Origin of the sequence: Bradyrhizobium sp. Leo170 (assembly GCF_004296405.1) — a bacterium.
In the GTDB taxonomy this organism is placed as follows: domain Bacteria; phylum Pseudomonadota; class Alphaproteobacteria; order Rhizobiales; family Xanthobacteraceae; genus Bradyrhizobium.
In genome coordinates this window covers 1-19,483 of the sequence record NZ_PSRR01000142.1, presented here as the reverse complement: position 1 = coordinate 19,483, position 19,483 = coordinate 1, and the positions used below count along the sequence as shown (strand labels likewise).

Here is a 19,483-nt window from a genome sequence, read left to right as displayed (position 1 = left end):
GTCTCCACGGGCGACCGTCCTCGTGGAGAGAACCCCTCACCCGAATGAGTCCAGTAGCAGAAGCGGAGCAGCCCTCTCCCACAAGGGGCGAGGGCACATCAACTGGCAGCGCGAACGCGTAAAGCTCCTGCGCAATCCAGCCTCGTAGGGTGGGCAAAGCGAAGCGGGCCCACCATTTCTTGCGGAGTGCTGATGGTGGGCACGCTTCGCTTTGCCCACCCTACACGATCTACAGAAACTCGCGTCCCTCGTGCGCGCGAAACAGCAGGGACGCGTCCCCATACGAATAGAAGCGATAACCCGCCGCGATCGCATGCGCATAGGCCTGCTTCATCGTCTCGAGGCCGGAGAAGGCCGACACCAGCATGAACAGGGTCGAGCGCGGCAGATGGAAATTGGTCAGCAGGATATCGACCGCGCGAAAGCGGTAGCCGGGCGTGATGAAGATCGCGGTGTCGCCGGTGAATGGCTGGATGGTGCCATCCTCCCTCGCAGCGCTTTCGAGCAGCCGCAGCGAGGTGGTGCCCACCGCGACGATGCGCCCGCCTTTGGCGCGCGCCGCGTTCAGCGCGGCAGCGGTCTCTGCGGAAACGCTGCCCCACTCGGAATGCATCCTGTGCTCGGAAGTGTCGTCCACCTTCACCGGCAGGAATGTCCCTGCCCCGACATGCAGAGTCAGTCTGACAATATCGACGCCGTGGCCACGCAGCGCAGCTTCGAGCGCCGGCGTGAAATGCAGGCCCGCGGTCGGGGCTGCGACCGCGCCCTCATTGGCCGCGAACATGGTCTGGTAGTCGGCGGCATCCTGATCGTCTGGCGTGCGCTTCGAGGCGATGTAAGGCGGCAGCGGCGGGGCACCGAGATCGGCAATGGCCTGGTCGAGCGCGGGCCCGTGGAAGGAGAATGACAGCGTCACCTCGCCTTCCTGCCCCTTGGCTTCGACCTGGGCATCGAGATGCCCGAGCAGGCAGACCTTGCCCTCATTGCCGAAGCGGATTGTGTCGCCTTCCGCCAATTTCTTCGCCGGCTTCACCAGCGCCTGCCAGCGCGAACCATCGAGCCGCTTGATGAGGGTCGCCTCGATCTTCGGCTCGGTCTCGCGGCCGATGCGCCGGCCCTTCAATTGCGCCGCGATCACCTTGGTGTCGTTGACCACGAGCTGGTCGCCCGGCTCGAGCCATTGCGGCAGTTCGGCCACGGTGCGGTCGCGCAGCACGCCGTCCCCCTGCACCACCAGCATCCGCGCGGCGTCGCGCGGACTGGCGGGTCGCAGCGCGATCCGTTCAGGCGGGAGGTCGAAGTCGAAGAGGTCGGTGCGCATCTTCAGGCCGTCATTGCCGGGCATAGCCGTCCGAAGGGACGGCGTCGCTTCCGCTCGCCTATGACCCGGCAATCCATCTCTTAGGAAAGACTCTTCTCAAGAGCGATGGATACCCGGGTCAAGCCCGGGTATGACGATTGGGTGTCAGGCCGCCGCGTCAGCGGCCATCCTTGCCTTGACGATCTTGTCCGGGTTCTGCACCGGCTCGCCGCGCTTGATCTTGTCGACGTTCTCCATGCCCTCGGTGACCTTGCCCCAGACCGTGTACTGGCCGTTGAGGAAGGAGGCGTCGTCGAAGCAGATGAAGAACTGGCTGTCGCCGGAATCCGGGTTCGCGGCGCGTGCCATCGAGGCGGTGCCACGGACATGCGGCTCCTTGTTGAACTCGGCCTTCAGCTTCTTTCCGGAACCGCCGGTGCCGGTGCCTTGCGGGCAGCCGGTCTGGGCCATGAAGCCCTCGATCACGCGGTGGAACACGATGCCGTCGTAGAAGCCCTCGCGCACCAGTTCCTTGATGCGGACGACGTGGTTCGGCGCGACGTCCGGCCGCATCTCGATGGTGACGGGACCCTGGGTGGTCTCGAGGATCAAAGTATTTTCGGTGACAGCCATGCTCGCCTCTCTTTAGCTTCGGGTTGACGTTTGCGGGTTCGGAAAGGGATCGCCATCGGCCGGCCGGCAACCGCTCCGCCCAGTGCATCGGTAAATGGCAACGGCGTGCAGCGTTCCAAGGCCTGCATCACGGCGATGCGGTATTGCAACCGGTCATTCTCGCTGGCCTCTGCCGTCTCATAGGTGATCCTGGGACGGCCGAGGATTGCGCCCTGGCGGTTGAAGCTGACGATCACGGTGATGTCGATCGGGTTGGCCTGCGACAGCGGCGGCGGCTTGAAGCAACTGTGCAGCTTTATGAAAAGATCCTTGAGCGTATCAAGCTTTTCGGGCGCCGGCTGCGCCCGCGCCGTGCAGGCAAGCAGCATCAGCGGCGCTGCAAACCAGAGAAATGGTTTGCCGCGCAGCATCGCCTGAACTCACTTGATGTCGGATGCGACTTGCACCTTCACCATCTTGTCGGGATCGGTCACCGCACCGCTCGGGGAGCCTGCGGGGGCCTTCTTCAACTTGTCGACCACGTCCATGCCGGACACCACTTCGCCGATCACGGTGTATTGGTTGTTCAGGCTCGGGCCGTCCGCGAACATGATGAAGAACTGCGAGTTGGCGCTGTCGACGCTGTCGCCGCGCCGCGCCATGCCTACGATACCACGCTTGAAGGGGACGTTCGAGAATTCCTGCTTCAGGTTCGGGTATTTCGAGCCGCCGGTGCCGTTGAAGTTCTGGCCGTCGCCGGTCTGCGCCATGAAGCCGTCGATCACGCGGTGAAACGGCACGTTGTTGTAATAGCCCTCGCGCGCGAGCTGCTTGATGCGCTCGGCATGCTGCGGTGCGATGTCGGTCCTAAGCTTGATGAGGATGCGGCCCTTGCTGGTGTCGATCACGATTGCATTGGCCTTGTCCAGATTGGCCGGCAAGGGCTGCGCGACCGCGGGAGCCACACAGAGGAGCGCGGCGAGAACGGCGAGGATTCGGATCATAAAAACTCCGGAACGGATATCTGAGAAGAGCGCGAGAGCTAGCTGGCGAATTTGGCCTTGAGTCGGACGGCAACGGCCTTGGGCACGAAGTTGGAGACATCGCCACCCATGCCGGCGATCTGGCGCACCAGGGTGGCCGTGATCGGCCGGACCGTCGGCGAGGCCGGCAGGAACACGGTGTGCACCTCGGGCGCCATGGCTTCGTTCATGCCGGCCATCTGCATCTCGTAGTCAAGGTCGGTGCCGTCCCGCAGGCCCCGGATCAGAATCGTAGCACCGGCGCGTTGCGCCGCGGTGACGACAAGGTCATCGAACGTGATGCATTCGAAGCCACAGCCGGCTTTGGCGGCGACGGGGCCGAATACCTCCTGCAGCATCACCAGGCGCTCCTCGACCGAAAACAGGGGCTTCTTCCCCGGATGGACGCCGATGGCGACGATCAGGCGGTCGCAGAGGACGACGGCGTGCTTGACCACGTCGAGATGGCCGTTGGTAACCGGGTCAAACGAGCCGGGATAAAGCGCGGTGCGAGGCATATCCCCCCTCTAACCTGCCTAGGGCTGGCCGGCAAGCCAGCCGGGTTCCCAGGCGGCCCTGAACCCCAATGTTTCATCTATCTGGCGCCGACGAAACAAAATCCCGGGGCAACGAAATCATTTTCGCCCCCGGTGAAGACGGCAGGAAACGGGCGACCTCTATCACCCCCGCCAACGAAACGACGGGCCGCCAAGGCCCACTGACAGGGAACCGTCATGATCAAGGCACTTTCCGCCGTCGCCGTTGCCGCCTTCATTGCCGCCGCGCTCACCGTTCTTCCCGGCTTTGCGCCCCAGGTCGAAGCCAGCGTGCCCCGCCCTCTCGCCAAGGCCGACCGGCTGGATATCCGCCCCGCCGCCAAGGACTGCTCGCAGCAAACCTGGCCGAACTTCGACGCTTCCTGCCTCCGCAACGCCGGCACCCAGAACGGTGTTCGCGAAGCCCGCCTCGTCACCGCCGATCGTACCCCGTAACCTCCGCTTTCCCCCGCCCCCGCAGCAACACAGTGGTAATTTGCGACGTCTCGTCGCAGACTGCCGTCTTGGTCGCGCCCTTCGGACGATCCGGTGGGTGCGATGCAATCGGGGGTCTCGCCGATGTCAAGCACGCCCGCCATTGCCTCAGGCCATCCGCCGAGCCCGCTTCCTCTTGCAACAACCATCGGCGCACTTGGCGTCGTCTATGGCGATATCGGGACCAGTCCCCTTTACGCGCTCAAGGAGGCAGCCAGGGCGGCCGCCCATGGCGGCACGATCACGCCGGACGCCGTCCTGGGCGTGGTATCGCTGATCCTGTGGGCGCTGATCCTGATCATTTCGATCAAATACGCGCTCCTGATCCTGCGTGCAGACAACCGCGGCGAAGGCGGGATCGTGGCGATATTGGCGCTGCTCCACGCGCGCAATGCGCCGCCGGGCACCTGGCGCGCGCAGCTTCTGGTCGTCGGCCTCATCGGCGCCGCCCTGCTCTATGGCGACGGCGCAATCACCCCGGCGATCTCGGTCTTGAGCGCGATCGAAGGATTGAAGGTGGACGCGCCATCGCTGGCGCCGGCGGTCGTGCCGATCACCATCGTGATTCTGGTCGGCCTGTTTGCGATGCAGAAGCAGGGCACCGGCTTCATCGGCCGGATCTTTGGACCGGTGATGCTCGGCTGGTTCCTTGTTCTCGCCGCGCTCGGCATCCACGGCATCGTTCAGGCGCCTGGAGTGCTCGCGGCGCTCAGCCCGTTCTATGCTTTCAATTTCCTGATCCACCAGAATTTCCACATCAGCTTCGCCATCCTCGGCGCAGCTTTTCTCGCGGTCACCGGCGGTGAGGCGATGTATGCCGACATGGGGCACTTTGGGCGGTTTCCGATCCGGCTCGCCTGGTTCGCCGTCTGTCTGCCCGCGCTGGTGCTCAACTATTTCGGGCAGGCCGCGCTGTTGATCACCGATCCGAGCGCGCTGGACCATCCATTCTTCCAGCTCTCGCCAGACTGGCTGCACTACCCGCTGGTCGCTTTCTCCACGATCGCCACCGTGATCGCCTCCCAGGCGATCATCTCGGGCGTGTTCTCGCTGACCCAGCAATCGATCCAGCTCGGCTTCCTGCCGCGGATGCACATCCTCCACACCACCAGCGACGCGATCGGGCAGATCTATGTGCCGCTGGTGAACTGGCTGCTCGCCGCCGCGACGCTTGGCGCGGTACTGGGCTTTGGCACTTCGGATGCCCTCGCCGGCGCCTATGGCATCGCGGTGTCCTTGTTGATGGCGATCACCACGCTGCTGGCGGCGCTGGTTGCGATCCAGTGGGGCTACTCGCCGCTGATCGTGCTCGCCGTCAACGGTTTCTTCCTTGTTATCGACCTCATCTTCTTCGCGGCCAACTCGACCAAGCTGCACGAAGGCGGCTGGTTTCCGCTGCTGCTGGCAGGCTCGATCGCGTTCCTGATGCTCACCTGGCGCGCTGGCGTGAAGCTGGTCGAGCGTGCCCGCGCAAAACTGCGGCAACCAGAGGAAGATTTGATCGAGACCGCCATCAATAAGTGCCGTGCCCGCCTTCCGGGCACTGCCGTGTTCCTCGCCGCCGCGCCGACCGGCGTGCCGCTCGCGCTGACGCAATTCGTCAAGCACAACCACGTCCTGCACGAACGCGTGCTTTTGGTCACCGTGCAGATCGAGGAATCCCCGCGCATTTCCGAGGGCGACCGCGCCGAGATCATCGACATCATCCCGGGCATCACGCGCGTCATCCTGCACTACGGCTTCATGCAATACCCGACCATCTATGAGGGCCTGCAACTCGCCTGCCGGCAGGGCAAGCTGCCCGGTATCGATCTCTCCGACGTCACCTACTATATCGGCCGCGAGACCATCATCCCGCGCGAGGACGTTCCGGGCATGTGGGTCTGGCGGGAATCAATCTTCGCATTCCTGCAACGCAACGCCGAACGCACTGCGGCGTTCTTCGGCGTGCCGACCGGACAGGTGGTGGAATTCGGGACAGAAATCGAGATCTGACCGGCCGGTGATCTCGATGATCGGGGGCAGTCGGCGGCACTAAAGCGCGATGACTTATCTTCGAATCGTCATCCCGCTTTAGCTCTTTGTTTGAGCATGATCTTTTTCGGAAAACCGGTATCCACTTTTCCGGATCATGCTCTAGCCGCCGTTGCCGTTCTCGCCATTCTCGCTGTCGTCGCCGATATGCTCGACCGAGACGACATGCTCGTCGTCGGCGGTGTCGAACACGATGACGCCCTGAGTCGAGCGGCCGGCGATGCGGATGTCGCCGACGGGGCAGCGGATGAGCTGGCCCTTGTCGGTGACCAGCATGATCTGGTCGGCCTCCTCGACCGGGAACGAGGCTATCAGCTTGCCGTTGCGGCTGTTGACGCTCATGGCGACGATGCCTTTGCCGCCGCGGCCAGTGGTGCGGTACTCGTAGGACGAGGTCCGCTTGCCGTAGCCATTCTCGGACACCGTCAGCACCACCTGCTCCTGCGCCGACATGTCGACATAGCGCTCCTGTGAGAGCTGGATCGCGCCCGTGGCCTCCTCGGCCTCGGTCTCCGACGGCTCCTCGGCGACAGCTTCGCCCGCGACCGCGCGGCGCATCTTCAAGTAAGCCGAGCGCTCGTCCGAGGTCGTCTCGACATGGCGCAGGATCGCGAGCGAGATCAGCTTGTCGCCTTCGGCGAGCGAAATGCCGCGCACGCCCATCGAGGTGCGGCCGGTGAAGACGCGCACGTCGGTGACGGCGAAACGGATGCACTGGCCGCCGGCGGCGGTCAGCAACACGTCGTCACGCTCGGTGCAGATCTGCACGTCGACGATCGCCTCGCCCTCCTCCAGCTTCATGGCGATGATGCCGGAACGGCGGACGTCGACGAAGTCGGACAGCTTGTTGCGACGGACATTGCCGCCGGTGGTGGCGAACATCACGTCGAGATTGCTCCAGGAGGATTCGTCCTCCGGCAGCGGCATGATGGTGGTGATGCGCTCGCCCTGCTCCAACGGCAGGATGTTGATCAGCGCCTTGCCGCGCGCATTCGGCGCGGCCATCGGCAATCGCCAGACCTTCTCCTTGTAGACCTGGCCACGTGAGGAGAAGAACAGGACCGGCGTGTGGGTGGAGGCCACGAACACGCGGCTGACGAAATCCTCGTCGCGGGTCTGCATGCCGGCCCGGCCCTTGCCGCCGCGGCGCTGGGAGCGATAGGTCGACAGCGGCACGCGCTTGACATAGCCGGCGTGCGACACCGTCACCACCATGTCTTCGCGCTGGATCAGATCCTCGTCCTCGACCTCGCCTTCCTGCTCGGCGATAACAGTCCTGCGCGGCGTGGCGAACTGGGCCTTCACCTCCGCAAGCTCGGTCTTGACGATCGCCTGCACCCGGGCGCGCGAGCGCAGGATGTCGAGATAGTCGGATATCTCGGCCGCAAGCTTGGTGAGCTCCTCGCCGATCTCGTCGCGGCCGAGCGCGGTCAGGCGCTGCAGCCGGAGGTCGAGGATTTCCCTCGCCTGCTCCAGCGAAAGGCGGATGGTGCCATCCGGATTGATGCGGTGGCGCGGATCGTCGATCAGCGTGATCATGTCTTCGACGTCCCGCGCCGGCCAATCGCGCGACATCAGGGTTTCGCGCGCGGCCGCCGGATTCGGCGAAGAGCGAATGACGCGGATGACCTCGTCGATATTGGCAACCGCGATGGCCAGGCCCACCTGGAGGTGGGCGCGGTCGCGTGCCTTGCCGAGCAGGTATTTGGTGCGCCGGGTCACCACCTGTTCGCGGAAGGCGACAAAGATCGTGAGCAGATCCTTCAGGTTCATCTGCTGCGGACGGCCGGAATCGAGTGCCAGGATGTTGGCCGGGAAGTTGGTCTGCAGCGGCGTGAAGCGGTAGAGCTGATTCAGCACCACATCCGGCATCGCCTCGCGCTTCAGTTCGATCACGACGCGGAAACCTTCGCGATCGGATTCGTCGCGCAGGTCGGAAATCCCCTCGATCTTCTTCTCGCGGATCAGCTCGCCGATCCGCTCGACCATGTTCGCCTTGTTAACCTGGAACGGGATCTCCGTGATGATGATCGCCTCGCGATCCTTTCGCAGGGTATCGATCGCGACCTTGCCGCGCATCACGATCGAACCGCGGCCGAGATGATAGGATGCTCGGATACCCGCTCGACCGAGGATGATGCCGCCGGTGGGGAAATCCGGCCCCGGAATGATGTTGATGAGTTCGTCGATGGTGAGCGCCGGATTATCGATCAGCGCCACACAGGCGTCGACGACCTCGCCGAGATTGTGCGGCGGGATGTTGGTGGCCATGCCGACGGCGATGCCGCCCGCGCCATTGACCAGCAGGTTCGGAAACCGCGTCGGCAAGACCGACGGCTCTTGCTCGCTGTTGTCGTAGTTGGCCTGGAAGTCGACCGTGTCCTTCTCGATGTCCGCCAGCACAGCCTCTGCCGCCCGCGTCAGGCGCGCTTCGGTGTATCGGTAGGCTGCCGGCGGATCACCGTCGACCGAGCCGAAATTGCCCTGGCCGTCGATCAGCGGCACGCGCATCGAAAAGTCCTGCGCCATGCGCACCATGGCGTCGTAAATCGATTGGTCCCCGTGCGGGTGATACTTACCGATGACGTCGCCGACCACGCGCGCGGACTTGACGTACTTCTTGTCCGGCGTGTGCCCCTGGTCGTACATCGAATACAGGATGCGGCGGTGGACCGGCTTCAGCCCGTCGCGCGCATCGGGGAGCGCCCGCGCCACGATCACGCTCATGGCGTAGTCGAGGTAGGACTTCTTCATCTCGTCGAGGATGGAAACGGGACGAATGTCGGAGGGCCCCGACGGCTCGCCGGGCTTGTCGTCTTCAGGTTCTGACAAAGGGGGAATCCGGGTCGGTTCTACTGTAGAATCATATAGCGTATCAGGGGCTCGATCACCACCCCGGAACGGTCCAGGCGACCGGTTTTTCCCTTCGTTTTTTCATAGACTTACGGGCTTGACGGGCGCGCCGCGGGAACGCCCTGGCGGGGTGCGGCAAGGGCGCCGTCCCAGGTAAGGAGACTGCCGGCGGGCCGTCGGCGGCGCCTGCATCACTCCGCCCTGTCGGTTAGATCGATTTCCTCACAGTTCACATCAACCGGAACCACGAGGAACCCGGCCACGACACATCGAGCAACATCAATTGCTTGAGGCTTATATCCTGCAATCATTGAAGAGGATAAGTTCGACGCAAGCCGTATCGCGCGAGGGAGATTTTTCATCCTCACGCGATCTTTCCGGCAACGTACCACGCGATCAGAACGGGATATCGTCGTCCATGTCGTTGTTGCGGGCGCCGGCCGGCACGGCGCGGCGTGGCGCGGAACTCGAGGGGCCGCTGACGCCGAAATCGCCGCCACCGCCGCCCATGTCGTCGGAGAAGCTGCCGCCACCGCCCTTGCCGTCCAGCATCGTGAGGTTGGAGTTGAAGCCCTGCAGCACCACTTCGGTCGAATATTTCTCGACCCCGCTCTGATCGGTCCATTTCCGGGTCTGGAGCTGGCCCTCGACATACACCTTGGCGCCCTTCTTCAGATATTGCTCGGCGACCTTGGCGAGGCCTTCATTGAAGATGACGACACGGTGCCACTCGGTCTTTTCCTTGCGCTCGCCGGTGGCCCGGTCGCGCCAGGTCTCGGAGGTCGCGACGCTCAGATTGGCGATCGGACGACCGTCCTGGGTCCGCCGGATTTCCGGGTCCTTGCCGAGATTGCCCACCAGAATGACCTTATTTACGCTTCCCGCCATCGCCGCTCTCCACTCGATCACTGGGCCGGCCGGTTGCACGGCGGCCACATTCAGTCTTCGCTAACCACATCTTACATTGCTGACGGACCCTATACGCTCGCCGACACCGTCGGGCGCAGCCATTCCCCATCCATTCCGCATTTATCCACATATAGCACCAGCCGCGCCACTGTTCCAGTTTTGTTCCTTACAACTTGCCGTAAACACGGTGACATTGTGGCCCAATTTTGGTGCGGCGGGAATGGAACCCGAGACCGACCCTCGGGTTCCAGAAAACATCAAACAAATCATTAACTTATGTTATCCGCACTTCGCCCCTAACTGTTGCGTTTGGGCGACGGTATTTCCGGTTGAATCGGGGTATGCCTAAAACGACGGCGCGGCGCTCGCGTCTTTAATACCGTAACGCTTCGGGACCCAATTGAAGCGAACAAAGGCTGGAGAGCTACGATGAAGAAGTTTTTGCTTGGAACGGTTGCCTTGGTTGCGCTGGCTGCGCCGGCCTCGGCTGCCGATCTTGCCGCACGTCCCTATGTGAAGGCCCCGCCGGCGCCGGTCGCAGTCGTCTACGACTGGACCGGGTTCTATATCGGCGGCAACGGCGGCTGGGGAACGAGCCGCAACCGCTGGGACGTCCTTGGTTTCAGTGACGGCTCCCATAACGCCGACGGCGGCACTGCTGGTGGTCAGATCGGCTATCGCTGGCAGATGGGCACCTGGGTGTTCGGCGTCGAAGGCCAGGGCAACTGGGCCGACTTCAAGGGCAGCAACATCAGCCTGCTGACGGGCATCGACACCAACGAGACGAGGGTCGACGCCTTCGGCCTGATCACCGGCCAGATCGGCTATGCCGCCAACAATGTGCTGTTCTATGTCAAGGGCGGCGCGGCCGTGGTCGCCGATCGCTACCGCGTGCGTGACGCCTTCACCGGTTTCCCGATCACCAACGACATCAACGACACCCGCTGGGGAGCCTCGGTTGGCGCTGGCATCGAATACGGCTTCGCGCCGAACTGGTCGGTCGGCGCCGAGTACAATCACATCTTCCTGGGCAATCGCTCCTACGATTTCATCAACAATGGCTTCGCCGGCCCGGCCGGCAGCCTCTTCGCCACCGAGAATATCAAGCAGGACATCGACCTCGTCACCGTCCGCGTGAACTACAAGTTCGGCTTCGGCGGCGCTCCGCTCATCGGGCGGTACTGATCGCGCGATCGGATATCAATCTTAAGAAAAGGCCGGCCTTGCGCCGGCCTTTTTGTTTGCGTGTCGTTAGTTCCGAGCCGCTCATCTGCGAAGCTCCGCTTGCGCGAGCATCCTCTTGCTGCCAGCTACTGCCAAATCTGCACGCAAGAAATGCGACCTGAAAACAAATCGTTGATGATTCGTCCTGAGTACTGGAAATCATCACTCGTTCTTCCTATGTTCCGGCATCACCCCATCGGCGCCGTGGTACGGATTTCCGACGACGCGCGCCCATAACGTGGCGCGCTTACAAGCGCCTGGAAATGCCGATATGGATGAAGTGCTCAGGGCGAAGCGCCAACCGACCGCCGGCTCCTCAACGCGTGCCATCACGATCCGCGGCGCGCGGGAGCACAACCTCAAGAACATCGACGTCGAGATTCCGCGCGACAGGCTGGTCGTGTTCACCGGCCTGTCCGGCTCCGGCAAGTCCTCGCTCGCCTTCGACACCATCTATGCCGAAGGCCAGCGCCGCTATGTCGAATCGCTCTCGGCCTATGCCCGCCAGTTCCTGGAGATGATGCAGAAGCCGGACGTCGACCAGATCGACGGCCTCTCGCCCGCCATCTCCATCGAGCAGAAGACCACCTCGAAGAATCCGCGCTCCACCGTCGGCACTGTCACCGAGATCTACGACTACATGCGCCTGCTCTGGGCCCGCGTCGGCGTGCCCTATTCGCCGGCCACGGGGCTGCCGATCGAGAGCCAGACCGTCTCGCAGATGGTCGACCGCGTGCTGGCGCTGCCCGAAGGCACCCGCCTCTATCTGCTGGCGCCGGTCGTGCGCGGCCGCAAGGGCGAATACAGGAAGGAGCTCGCCGAATATCTCAAGAAGGGTTTCCAGCGCGTCAAGATCGACGGCACCTTCCATGAGCTCGCCGAAGCGCCGACCCTCGACAAGAAGTTTCCGCACGACATCGATGTCGTCGTCGACCGCATCGTGGTGCGCCCCGACATCGGCCAGCGGCTCGCGGAGAGTTTCGAGACCGCGCTCAAGCTCGCCGAAGGCCTCGCCGTGATCGAATTCGCCGATGCCCCGGCGGCGGCACCGGTGGAGGAAAAGAAGAAGACCGCAAAGATCCACGACAAGAGCGGACCCGAGCGCATCCTGTTCTCGGAAAAGTTCGCCTGCCCGGTCTCCGGCTTCACCATCCCCGAGATCGAGCCGCGGCTGTTCTCGTTCAACAATCCTTATGGCGCCTGCCCCGCCTGCGGCGGCCTCGGCGTCGAGCAGCATGTCGACGAGGACCTCGTCATTCCCGACAAGGATCTGTCCTTGCGCAAGGGCGCGATCGCACCGTGGGCCAAGTCCTCCTCGCCCTATTACCTGCAGACGCTGACCGCGCTCGGCAAGCACTACAAGTTCACGCTCGACACCAAGTGGAAGGACCTGGCGAAAAAGACGCAAAACGCGATCCTGCACGGCTCCGGCGACGACGAGATCAAGTTCTCCTATGAGGACGGCGTCCGCTCCTATGACACCAAGAAGCCGTTCGAAGGCGTGATCACCAATATCAACCGCCGCTACCGCGAGACCGAGAGCGAATGGGCGCGCGAAGAGCTGGCGAAGTACTTCACCGATATCCCCTGCGCCGCCTGCAACGGCCATCGCCTCAAGCCGGAAGCGCTGTGCGTCAAGATCGGGGGCAAGCATATCGGCGAGATCTCCGAGCTCTCGGTGAAGCGCGCCGGCGAGTGGTTCGAGAGCGTGCCGGAAGCACTGAACACGCAGCAGAACGAGATCGCCGCCCGCGTCCTGAAGGAGATCCGCGAGCGGTTGACCTTCCTGCTCGACGTCGGCCTCAACTATCTCACGCTGTCCCGCTCCTCCGGGACATTGTCCGGCGGTGAAAGCCAGCGCATCCGCCTGGCTTCCCAGATCGGCTCGGGTCTCACAGGCGTGCTCTATGTGCTGGACGAGCCCTCGATCGGCCTGCATCAGCGCGACAACGCACGCCTCCTGGATACGCTGAAGCGGCTGCGCGACCTCGGCAACACCGTGGTCGTGGTCGAGCATGACGAGGACGCGATCCGGCTGGCCGATTACGTGCTCGACATCGGCCCCGGCGCCGGCATGCATGGCGGCCATATCGTCGCCCAGGGCACGCCATCAGACATCATGCGCAATCCGAAATCGCTGACCGGCAAATATCTCACCGGCGAGCTTTCGGTGCCGATCCCCGACCGGCGGCCGCCGAACCATCGCCGCACCATCAAGGTCGTCAACGCGCGCGGCAATAACCTGAAGAACGTCACGGCGGAGATTCCGCTGGGGCTGTTCACCTGCATCACCGGCGTCTCCGGCGGCGGCAAGTCGACGCTCCTGATCGACACGCTCTACAAGGCGATCGCCCGCAAGCTCAACAATGCGAGCGAAGCCGCCGCGCCCCACGACCGCATCGAGGGCCTTGAGCATATCGACAAGATCATCGACATCGACCAGTCGCCGATCGGCCGCACCCCGCGCTCCAACCCCGCGACCTACACCGGCGCCTTCACGCCGATCCGCGAATGGTTCGCCGGCCTGCCCGAGGCCAAGGCGCGCGGCTACGAGCCCGGCCGCTTCTCGTTCAACGTCAAGGGCGGCCGTTGCGAGGCCTGCCAGGGCGACGGCGTCATCAAGATCGAGATGCACTTCCTGCCCGACGTCTACGTCACCTGCGACGTCTGCAAGGGCAAGCGCTACAACCGCGAGACGCTGGAGGTGCTGTTCAAGGGCAAGTCGATCGCCGACGTGCTCGACATGACCGTGGAAGAAGCCGCCGAATTCTTCAAGGCGGTGCCGCGCGTGCGCGAAACCTTCCAGACCCTGCACCGCGTCGGCCTCGACTACATCCACGTCGGCCAGCAGGCGACCACGCTGTCCGGCGGTGAAGCCCAGCGCGTCAAGCTGGCAAAGGAGCTGTCAAAGCGCGCCACCGGCCGCACGCTCTACATCCTGGACGAGCCCACCACCGGCCTGCACTTCCACGACGTCGCAAAACTCCTGGAGGTGCTGCACGAGCTGGTCGCCCAGGGCAACACGGTCGTCGTCATCGAGCACAACCTCGAAGTCATCAAGACCGCAGACTGGGTGATCGACCTCGGCCCCGAAGGCGGCGACGGCGGCGGCGAAATCGTCGCCTGGGGCCCGCCGGAGGATATTGCGAAAGCGCCCCGGAGCTACACGGGCCAGTTCTTGGCGCCGGTGCTGAAGAAGGCGAACAGCAAGCCGAGGAAGAGCAGCGCGAGCGAGGCGGCGGAGTGAGGTTGGAGCTCACTTGCTCAGTTCATCTTACGTTGCCGAAGACAAAATTGGATTCCAGGGCGGTATTGATGACTAGGACCATCGTACTGGGAAATGAGTATGATGATAATCTTCGAAGCATTCTCGCACACGTGATGCGCAATTTGGGTGCAAGACCGCTCGGTGCTGATTGGTCGGTCGTTGGCTCTCAAGAAGTGACCACCGCAAGATTGGAACTGCGGGGAAAGATAGTCGACGTGGAATCTGAGACCTACGTTGGGCTGTCAATAACTGGCGATGAAAATGACATGGATGAGATCGCGACTCTAGTCTCAGTGCGCAGGACAGAATAGCGACGCATGTTCCCCGGCTCCTCCATATGGCGCCGCTCTCCTGAACCATACTTTGCCGCGTTTTTCAGTTCATCCCTTTACGGCAGCGCTGTCGGGCGGATTAGCGAATCGTAATTCACCCTCTCGCTGCCGACGCACCACATCCACGTGGCGAGCAGGCGCGCTGTCGGACGGCGAAGTAAACCGTCAAGCGGCGGAGTGAGCGGTTTTCCGGTGGATCAGTCTGCCGCAGCAAAATGGGCCATCTGGTCTGCGTGTGCCTTCACGAAGGACGGGCGGGCCGTGGCGCGCGCGACATAGTCACGACAGGCTGAAAATCCCGCCAGCCCGTCGAAACGATCGACAAGGCGCAGCACATCCGCCATGAGTATGTCGGCGACGGAGAAGGACCCCGCCAGCCATTCGCGTCCTGCCAACACCGGCTCCATGTGTTGGAGCCGGGCCTTGAGGAATTCGTCCAAACGCTTCCATCCCGGCGTATCACCGGTGTCGCCCGAGAACGCGAATATGGACCAGGGCAGGCTCGCCATCTCGACTGAATTGAGCGCTGCGAACGCCCATTTCACAGCCTCGCTGCGACCGCGCGGATCAGCAGGCATCAGCGCATCGCTACGCTCGCCGAGATGGAGCAGGATCGCACCGCTCTCGAAGATCGAGATGTCTCCATCGGTCAGCCACGGAACCTGGCCGAAGGGCTGGTGCGCGAAATGTTCGGCATTCCGAGGGCGAAATGGCACGCTCTGGACGCGATAGGGCAAGGCGGCCTCTTCCAGTGCCCAACGCACACGTATGTCACGCACATAACCCCGCGGCGTCTCGGGAACCCAATCGAAGGTGGTCAGAATCAGGTCGACCATTCGGCATCTCCATGTCCTGGTTCACAACAAAGGACGGTCGAACGGCTCGCGCGCCGACATCGCTGAGAACTTTTTTCGTCACCGCGGAAAGAGGGCTTGAGTTGCCGACACTAATCGTCTTGCGAGGTCCGGTTTACGCGGCAGAGGCAAATCGGTCGCGACCTTGATCTAGCGCAATGCCACGATGATTTGAGCGTCTACCTTTCTATGATGGTTCACCCCTGTGGATCACCGCAATGATCATCGAGCTGCTAAGCCAAGAGCACCGCAATATTGAACGGCTGCTTGCCGTCCTCGAGCACGAGCTGGATATTTTCGATCGCTCGGGCCGACCGGACTACGAGGTCATCCGCGCCATCATCGCCTATTTCGAGGTCTATACTGAGATGTACCACCATGCTCAGGAAGACCGTGTCTTCGCCAAGCTGAAAATTCGCGATCCCGCCGCTGCGGAGAAAATCGGCGATCTCACGCATGAGCACCGGGAAGGCGCCACGCGTTTGCACCGCGTCGCCAAAGCCGTCGACGGCGTGCTTGCCAATCGCGAGTTCCTTCGTGAGGACGTGGACAGGATCGTTCGCGATTTCCTGCAAAATGAGCGGCGTCACATCACGATGGAGGATCGTGATTTCTTCCCCGCCGCGCAGAAGGCACTGCAGCCGGACGATTGGACCGAAATCGCCTCAGCCCTCTCCCCACAGAAGGATCCGCTGTTCAGCGACGCCACCGAAGCCAGGTTCGATGCACTGCGAGCCCACATCCTGCAGCTCGAGCAAGAGGCCGAAGCCGAGCGGCATTAGTCAAGTTGCGCTCTGAGGGGCATGCGGCGAGAGCTCAACGCTGACCGCAGCTTCGCGGTGCTTTTCCATGTAAATTTCGCAATTCTCTCGGCGCGTGCTATCCCTTCTGCCGCCCTATGCCCTACTCCCTCGTCATCTTCGATCTCGACGGCACGCTTGCGGACAGCTTTCCCTGGTTCTCGCGCAATGTGAACGACGTCGCCGACCACTTCGGTTTTCGCCGCGTCGCGGATGATGACGTCGAAGAGCTGCGGCATGCCGGCTCGCGGGAGATCGTCGCGCGGCTTGAAGTGCCGATGTGGAAGATACCCACGATCGCCCGGCATATGCGGCGGCTGAAGGCGGAGCACCTGGCCGACATCGCGCTGTTTCCAGGCGCCGAGACCACGCTGCGTGCACTCAAGGACGGCGGTCTGCAACTGGCGTTGGTCAGTTCGGACAGTGAGACGAACGCTCGCCGGCTGCTTGGCGAGGCCGCCGCACTGTTCTCCTGGTTCGATTGCGGCGCATCCATTTTTGGCAAGGCCGCAAAATTCCGCCGCGTCGTCAAACGCGCCGATCTGGCTCCATCGCAAACGATCTCGATCGGCGATGAAACCCGCGACATCGAGGCCGCCCGCGCCGCCGGCATCGCCTGCGGCGCCGTAGCGTGGGGCTATGCGGCGCCGGCAAAACTTCGGGCGCTCGGCCCTGACCTGATGTTCGAGCGGATGGAGGACATCACCGGCAATCTGCTGGCATCAGAGACGATCCCGTAGGATGGGTAGAGCGCAGCGAAACCCATCGCCCTGCGCTTGGTGGGTTTCGCTTCGCTCTACCCACCCTACGCAGCTCACTCCGCGATCGCCGCCTCGACGAACCCATGGGGATCATCGCAAAACTCGCGCATGACCCTGTAATGATCCGTGTCCTTCACGTTCACCGGCTCCAATCCGTATTTCGACAGCCGCAGCAGCGTCGCATTTGGATAGGCCATCAGGATCGGCGAATGAGTGGCCATGATAATCTGGCATTGGCCGGTCTCGTCCATCCGGCGCATCAGCTTCAGGAATTCGATCTGGCGCGAGGGGGACAGCGCGGACTCCGGCTCGTCGAAGATGAAGATGCCCTGGCGCTGGCAGCGTTCTTCGAAGAAATAGAGGAAGCCCTCCGCGTGGGAATAGGAGAGATAGTCGGGTGCCGATTGCCTGGCCTGCCCGCCAAGCAGTTGTTCAGCTTCCTGCGCGGCGCGATCCAGGTGTCTTGCGACCGAAAAGAACGTCTCTGCCCTGAAAAACCAGCCGTAGTTGACCTTGGGTAACCAGCCGGCATGCAGGGCAACCGAAAGGTCTTCGCCGGTCACTTCGATGGCGTCGGAATGATCGACCAACCTGTGTCCCTTGCCGCCCCCACCGCTGTCGAATCCGGCAAGCGCTGCGATGCCTTCGAGGATGGTCGATTTGCCGGTTCCGTTTTCGCCGGCGATGATGGTGATGGCGGACTCGAAACTCAGATCGAACTCGTCCCTGAAAATGGGAAGGCAGAATGGATAGGCGTCCCAATCCGGAACGAGGGAACGATCGAGCCAGACCCGCTTCAGATAAGGCGCAGGAAGATTGATCGTGCGGTTTCGCTTTCGGCCCATGCCCCTCTGTCCCACTCTATTCCGCGATCGCGCTGTCACGAAGCTGACCGGGTCCGCGTAGAACTCCCGCATCACCTTGTAGTGGTCGGTCTGCTCGACGGTAGTGGGCTCAAGGTCGTATTTCGACAGCCGCAACAGCGTCGCGTTGGGATAAGCCATCAGCACCGGCGAGTGCGTGGCCATCAGCACCTGGCAATGTCCGATATCATCCATGCGCTTCAGCAGTTTCAGGAATTCGATCTGGCGCGCAGGTGACAGCGCCGATTCCGGCTCGTCGAAGATGAAGATGCCCTGGCGCTGGCACTGCTCGTTGAAGAAACGCAAAAAGCCTTCGCCGTGAGAGTGGGAGAGGAAGTCCGGAGGGATGCCGGCTGGTACGTGAGGAATGAACTCAGAGTTGACCTTGTCCAGATATCTTGCCACTGAAAAGAAGCTCTCCGCCCGAAAGAACCAGCCATTGGTGATTTTCGGCAACCAGCTTGCGCGAAGCGCGGTCGACAGTTGCCCGCCCATCTTCTCGATCGCCTTCGAGTGATCGACCGGCATGTAACCATTTCTGCCGCCAGCCTCGTCGAAGCCGGCCAGCACCGCTATACCTTCCAAGAGCGTCGACTTGCCGGTGCCGTTCTCGCCGACAATGATGGTGATCGCACGATCGAAGCTCAGCTCGAAGTCATCCCGCAGCAATGGCAGGCAGAACGGATAAGCGTCCCGGTTCGTGATGCGGGACGGATCGAGCCAGACCCGCTTCAGATAGGGCGCCGGCAGATTGATCGTTCGGCTTCTTCGCGAGGCCATGGGCGCACCTAACAACCGACGCAGTTCAGAGCTTCAATCTCAGACTGATTATCTGGCATAGTTCATGGAACACAACAAGAACGATCCTGACTATGAGCGTCCGCCCCGCGCCGAGCGCCACCTACGCTCTCTTCCGTGATGCCATTCTCGGCGAGCAGCAGGTCGTCTGCACCTACGAGGGCCGGCCGCGCGAGCTTTGCCCGCACATCATCGGCACCAACAAGGCAGGCGAAGAGGTCGTGCTGGCCTGGCAGTTCGCCGGCGAGAGTTCAGGCAGGCTCCCGCAATGGCGCTGCCTGCGGCTCGCCAATGTGCGCGATGCCCGCCTGCGCAAAGGCCGCTGGCACGAAGGCGGCTCGCACCGCACCGAGCAGACCTGCGTCAGCAACATCGATCTCGACATCAACATCCACGTCCGCAAGCGGCGGTGATACCGCTCCGTCCTAGCCGCGCGGGCAGTGCCAGTCCCTCACGGTGAGGAGCCGCGAAGCGGCGTCTCGAGCCATGCAGGCCGAGACCTCGCCCGCGGCCCATCCTTCGAGACGGCTGCTGCGCAGACTCCTCAGGACGAGGACTGAACTGGTGGCCTCGCTCACGCATCGGATGTCGCCTGAGCAAAGATTCTCCCGCAATATCAAGGTGATTTGCCTCGTCCAGTCGGCCCGCGAAAAACATTCCGCTTCGTTCTGGCCGCAAATCACCTTAGAAACCGCGCCGTCCCGCCTCCACTTGGAGGGGCGTATCGCGATCGTCACGGACGTTGGAAGCGGGATGCGATGGACGTGGCTGTGTCAGGCGCGAATAGCGCCAGACGAATGGCGTGGCTGCGTACGGCGAAGT

17 protein-coding genes and 1 pseudogene are annotated in these 19,483 nt (G+C 62.8%); 8 read left to right on the top strand and 10 right to left on the bottom strand.

Going from position 1 to position 19,483, the window contains the following annotated elements:
• Positions 1-229 precede the first annotated feature (229 nt).
• The 5 genes from queA to coaD form a co-directional block, all read right to left on the bottom strand.
• Positions 230-1,321 carry a tRNA preQ1(34) S-adenosylmethionine ribosyltransferase-isomerase QueA gene (queA, locus tag CWO89_RS22855; RefSeq protein ID WP_130580994.1) on the bottom strand — a complete coding sequence of 364 codons (1,092 nt, stop codon included), beginning with the start codon at positions 1,319-1,321 and terminating at the stop codon, positions 230-232.
• 144 nt (positions 1,322-1,465) lie between these two features.
• Positions 1,466-1,933 carry a peptidylprolyl isomerase gene (locus CWO89_RS22850; protein ID WP_130580993.1) on the bottom strand — a complete coding sequence of 156 codons (468 nt, stop codon included), beginning with the start codon at positions 1,931-1,933 and terminating at the stop codon, positions 1,466-1,468.
• Positions 1,909-2,343, bottom strand: coding sequence for a UCP034077 family protein (locus CWO89_RS22845; RefSeq protein WP_130580992.1), 435 nt, complete (start codon positions 2,341-2,343; stop codon positions 1,909-1,911). The genes CWO89_RS22850 and CWO89_RS22845 overlap by 25 nt, the downstream gene beginning before the upstream one ends.
• A 9-nt stretch (positions 2,344-2,352) precedes the next feature.
• Positions 2,353-2,916, bottom strand: a complete 564-nt coding sequence (locus CWO89_RS22840) for a peptidylprolyl isomerase (protein ID WP_130580991.1) — start codon at positions 2,914-2,916, stop codon at positions 2,353-2,355.
• A gap of 38 nt (positions 2,917-2,954) precedes the next feature.
• Positions 2,955-3,452, bottom strand: coding sequence for a pantetheine-phosphate adenylyltransferase (gene coaD, locus CWO89_RS22835; RefSeq protein WP_130580990.1), 498 nt, complete (start codon positions 3,450-3,452; stop codon positions 2,955-2,957).
• A 216-nt stretch (positions 3,453-3,668) separates the two neighbouring features.
• Here coaD and CWO89_RS22830 point away from each other — a divergent pair, with 216 nt between their 5' ends.
• On the top strand, positions 3,669-3,926 hold the full coding sequence (locus CWO89_RS22830) for a hypothetical protein (RefSeq protein WP_130580989.1): 258 nt from the start codon (positions 3,669-3,671) through the stop codon (positions 3,924-3,926).
• 123 nt (positions 3,927-4,049) lie between these two features.
• Positions 4,050-5,960, top strand: a complete 1,911-nt coding sequence (locus CWO89_RS22825) for a potassium transporter Kup (protein WP_130580988.1) — start codon at positions 4,050-4,052, stop codon at positions 5,958-5,960.
• 141 nt (positions 5,961-6,101) lie between these two features.
• Here the strand turns inward: CWO89_RS22825 and gyrA are convergent, their stop codons facing one another.
• Together gyrA and CWO89_RS22815 are read right to left on the bottom strand one after the other, a co-directional pair.
• Positions 6,102-8,831, bottom strand: a complete 2,730-nt coding sequence (gene gyrA / locus CWO89_RS22820) for a DNA gyrase subunit A (protein ID WP_130580987.1) — start codon at positions 8,829-8,831, stop codon at positions 6,102-6,104.
• A 417-nt stretch (positions 8,832-9,248) separates the two neighbouring features.
• The gene (locus CWO89_RS22815) at positions 9,249-9,740 is read right to left on the bottom strand and encodes a single-stranded DNA-binding protein (protein WP_130580986.1); all 492 of its coding nucleotides are present in this window, start codon (positions 9,738-9,740) and stop codon (positions 9,249-9,251) included.
• 450 nt (positions 9,741-10,190) lie between these two features.
• On the opposite strand from CWO89_RS22815, the gene CWO89_RS22810 reads away from it, so the two are divergent.
• Together CWO89_RS22810 and uvrA are read left to right on the top strand one after the other, a co-directional pair.
• Positions 10,191-10,946: an outer membrane protein gene (locus tag CWO89_RS22810; protein ID WP_130580985.1), complete on the top strand. Its 756-nt coding sequence runs from the start codon at positions 10,191-10,193 to the stop codon at positions 10,944-10,946.
• Positions 10,947-11,256: 310 nt separating this feature from the next.
• A complete protein-coding gene (gene uvrA / locus CWO89_RS22805; RefSeq protein ID WP_130580984.1) occupies positions 11,257-14,232 on the top strand; it encodes an excinuclease ABC subunit UvrA in 2,976 nt (991 codons plus the stop codon).
• A 550-nt stretch (positions 14,233-14,782) separates the two neighbouring features.
• Here the strand turns inward: uvrA and CWO89_RS22800 are convergent.
• On the bottom strand, positions 14,783-15,421 hold the full coding sequence (locus CWO89_RS22800; protein WP_130580983.1) for a glutathione S-transferase family protein: 639 nt from the start codon (positions 15,419-15,421) through the stop codon (positions 14,783-14,785).
• Positions 15,422-15,657: 236 nt separating this feature from the next.
• On the opposite strand from CWO89_RS22800, the gene CWO89_RS22795 reads away from it, so the two are divergent.
• Together CWO89_RS22795 and CWO89_RS22790 are read left to right on the top strand one after the other, a co-directional pair.
• The gene (locus CWO89_RS22795; RefSeq protein ID WP_130580982.1) at positions 15,658-16,221 is read left to right on the top strand and encodes a hemerythrin domain-containing protein; all 564 of its coding nucleotides are present in this window, start codon (positions 15,658-15,660) and stop codon (positions 16,219-16,221) included.
• 116 nt (positions 16,222-16,337) lie between these two features.
• Positions 16,338-16,979 (top strand): HAD-IA family hydrolase, encoded by a 642-nt coding sequence (locus CWO89_RS22790; protein WP_130580981.1) that lies wholly within the window; start codon positions 16,338-16,340, stop codon positions 16,977-16,979.
• 74 nt (positions 16,980-17,053) lie between these two features.
• Here the strand turns inward: CWO89_RS22790 and CWO89_RS22785 are convergent, their stop codons facing one another.
• Positions 17,054-17,845: an AAA family ATPase gene (locus tag CWO89_RS22785; protein WP_130580995.1), complete on the bottom strand. Its 792-nt coding sequence runs from the start codon at positions 17,843-17,845 to the stop codon at positions 17,054-17,056.
• A gap of 30 nt (positions 17,846-17,875) precedes the next feature.
• Positions 17,876-18,643, bottom strand: a pseudogene (locus tag CWO89_RS22780) (AAA family ATPase); the annotation flags it as partial.
• A 92-nt stretch (positions 18,644-18,735) separates the two neighbouring features.
• On the opposite strand from CWO89_RS22780, the gene CWO89_RS22775 reads away from it, so the two are divergent.
• Both CWO89_RS22775 and CWO89_RS47030 read left to right on the top strand, forming a co-directional pair.
• Positions 18,736-19,074, top strand: coding sequence for a hypothetical protein (locus CWO89_RS22775; protein WP_130580980.1), 339 nt, complete (start codon positions 18,736-18,738; stop codon positions 19,072-19,074).
• Between the two features lie 151 nt (positions 19,075-19,225).
• Positions 19,226-19,483 (top strand): hypothetical protein (locus CWO89_RS47030; RefSeq protein ID WP_207234544.1); only part of this gene is annotated, 258 nt, incomplete at its 3' end.

What these genes read in the sequence shown, in the direction of transcription:
- queA (WP_130580994.1), bottom strand. Translation starts at nt 1,321, where the DNA reads ATGCGCACCGACCTCTTCGACTTCGACCTCCCGCCTGAACGGATCGCG.
- CWO89_RS22850 (WP_130580993.1), bottom strand. Translation starts at nt 1,933, where the DNA reads ATGGCTGTCACCGAAAATACTTTGATCCTCGAGACCACCCAGGGTCCC.
- CWO89_RS22845 (WP_130580992.1), bottom strand. Translation starts at nt 2,343, where the DNA reads ATGCTGCGCGGCAAACCATTTCTCTGGTTTGCAGCGCCGCTGATGCTG.
- CWO89_RS22840 (WP_130580991.1), bottom strand. Translation starts at nt 2,916, where the DNA reads ATGATCCGAATCCTCGCCGTTCTCGCCGCGCTCCTCTGTGTGGCTCCC.
- coaD (WP_130580990.1), bottom strand. Translation starts at nt 3,452, where the DNA reads ATGCCTCGCACCGCGCTTTATCCCGGCTCGTTTGACCCGGTTACCAAC.
- CWO89_RS22830 (WP_130580989.1), top strand. Translation starts at nt 3,669, where the DNA reads ATGATCAAGGCACTTTCCGCCGTCGCCGTTGCCGCCTTCATTGCCGCC.
- CWO89_RS22825 (WP_130580988.1), top strand. Translation starts at nt 4,050, where the DNA reads ATGTCAAGCACGCCCGCCATTGCCTCAGGCCATCCGCCGAGCCCGCTT.
- CWO89_RS22815 (WP_130580986.1), bottom strand. Translation starts at nt 9,740, where the DNA reads ATGGCGGGAAGCGTAAATAAGGTCATTCTGGTGGGCAATCTCGGCAAG.
- CWO89_RS22810 (WP_130580985.1), top strand. Translation starts at nt 10,191, where the DNA reads ATGAAGAAGTTTTTGCTTGGAACGGTTGCCTTGGTTGCGCTGGCTGCG.
- uvrA (WP_130580984.1), top strand. Translation starts at nt 11,257, where the DNA reads ATGGATGAAGTGCTCAGGGCGAAGCGCCAACCGACCGCCGGCTCCTCA.
- CWO89_RS22800 (WP_130580983.1), bottom strand. Translation starts at nt 15,421, where the DNA reads ATGGTCGACCTGATTCTGACCACCTTCGATTGGGTTCCCGAGACGCCG.
- CWO89_RS22795 (WP_130580982.1), top strand. Translation starts at nt 15,658, where the DNA reads ATGATCATCGAGCTGCTAAGCCAAGAGCACCGCAATATTGAACGGCTG.
- CWO89_RS22790 (WP_130580981.1), top strand. Translation starts at nt 16,338, where the DNA reads ATGCCCTACTCCCTCGTCATCTTCGATCTCGACGGCACGCTTGCGGAC.
- CWO89_RS22785 (WP_130580995.1), bottom strand. Translation starts at nt 17,845, where the DNA reads ATGGGCCGAAAGCGAAACCGCACGATCAATCTTCCTGCGCCTTATCTG.
- CWO89_RS22775 (WP_130580980.1), top strand. Translation starts at nt 18,736, where the DNA reads ATGAGCGTCCGCCCCGCGCCGAGCGCCACCTACGCTCTCTTCCGTGAT.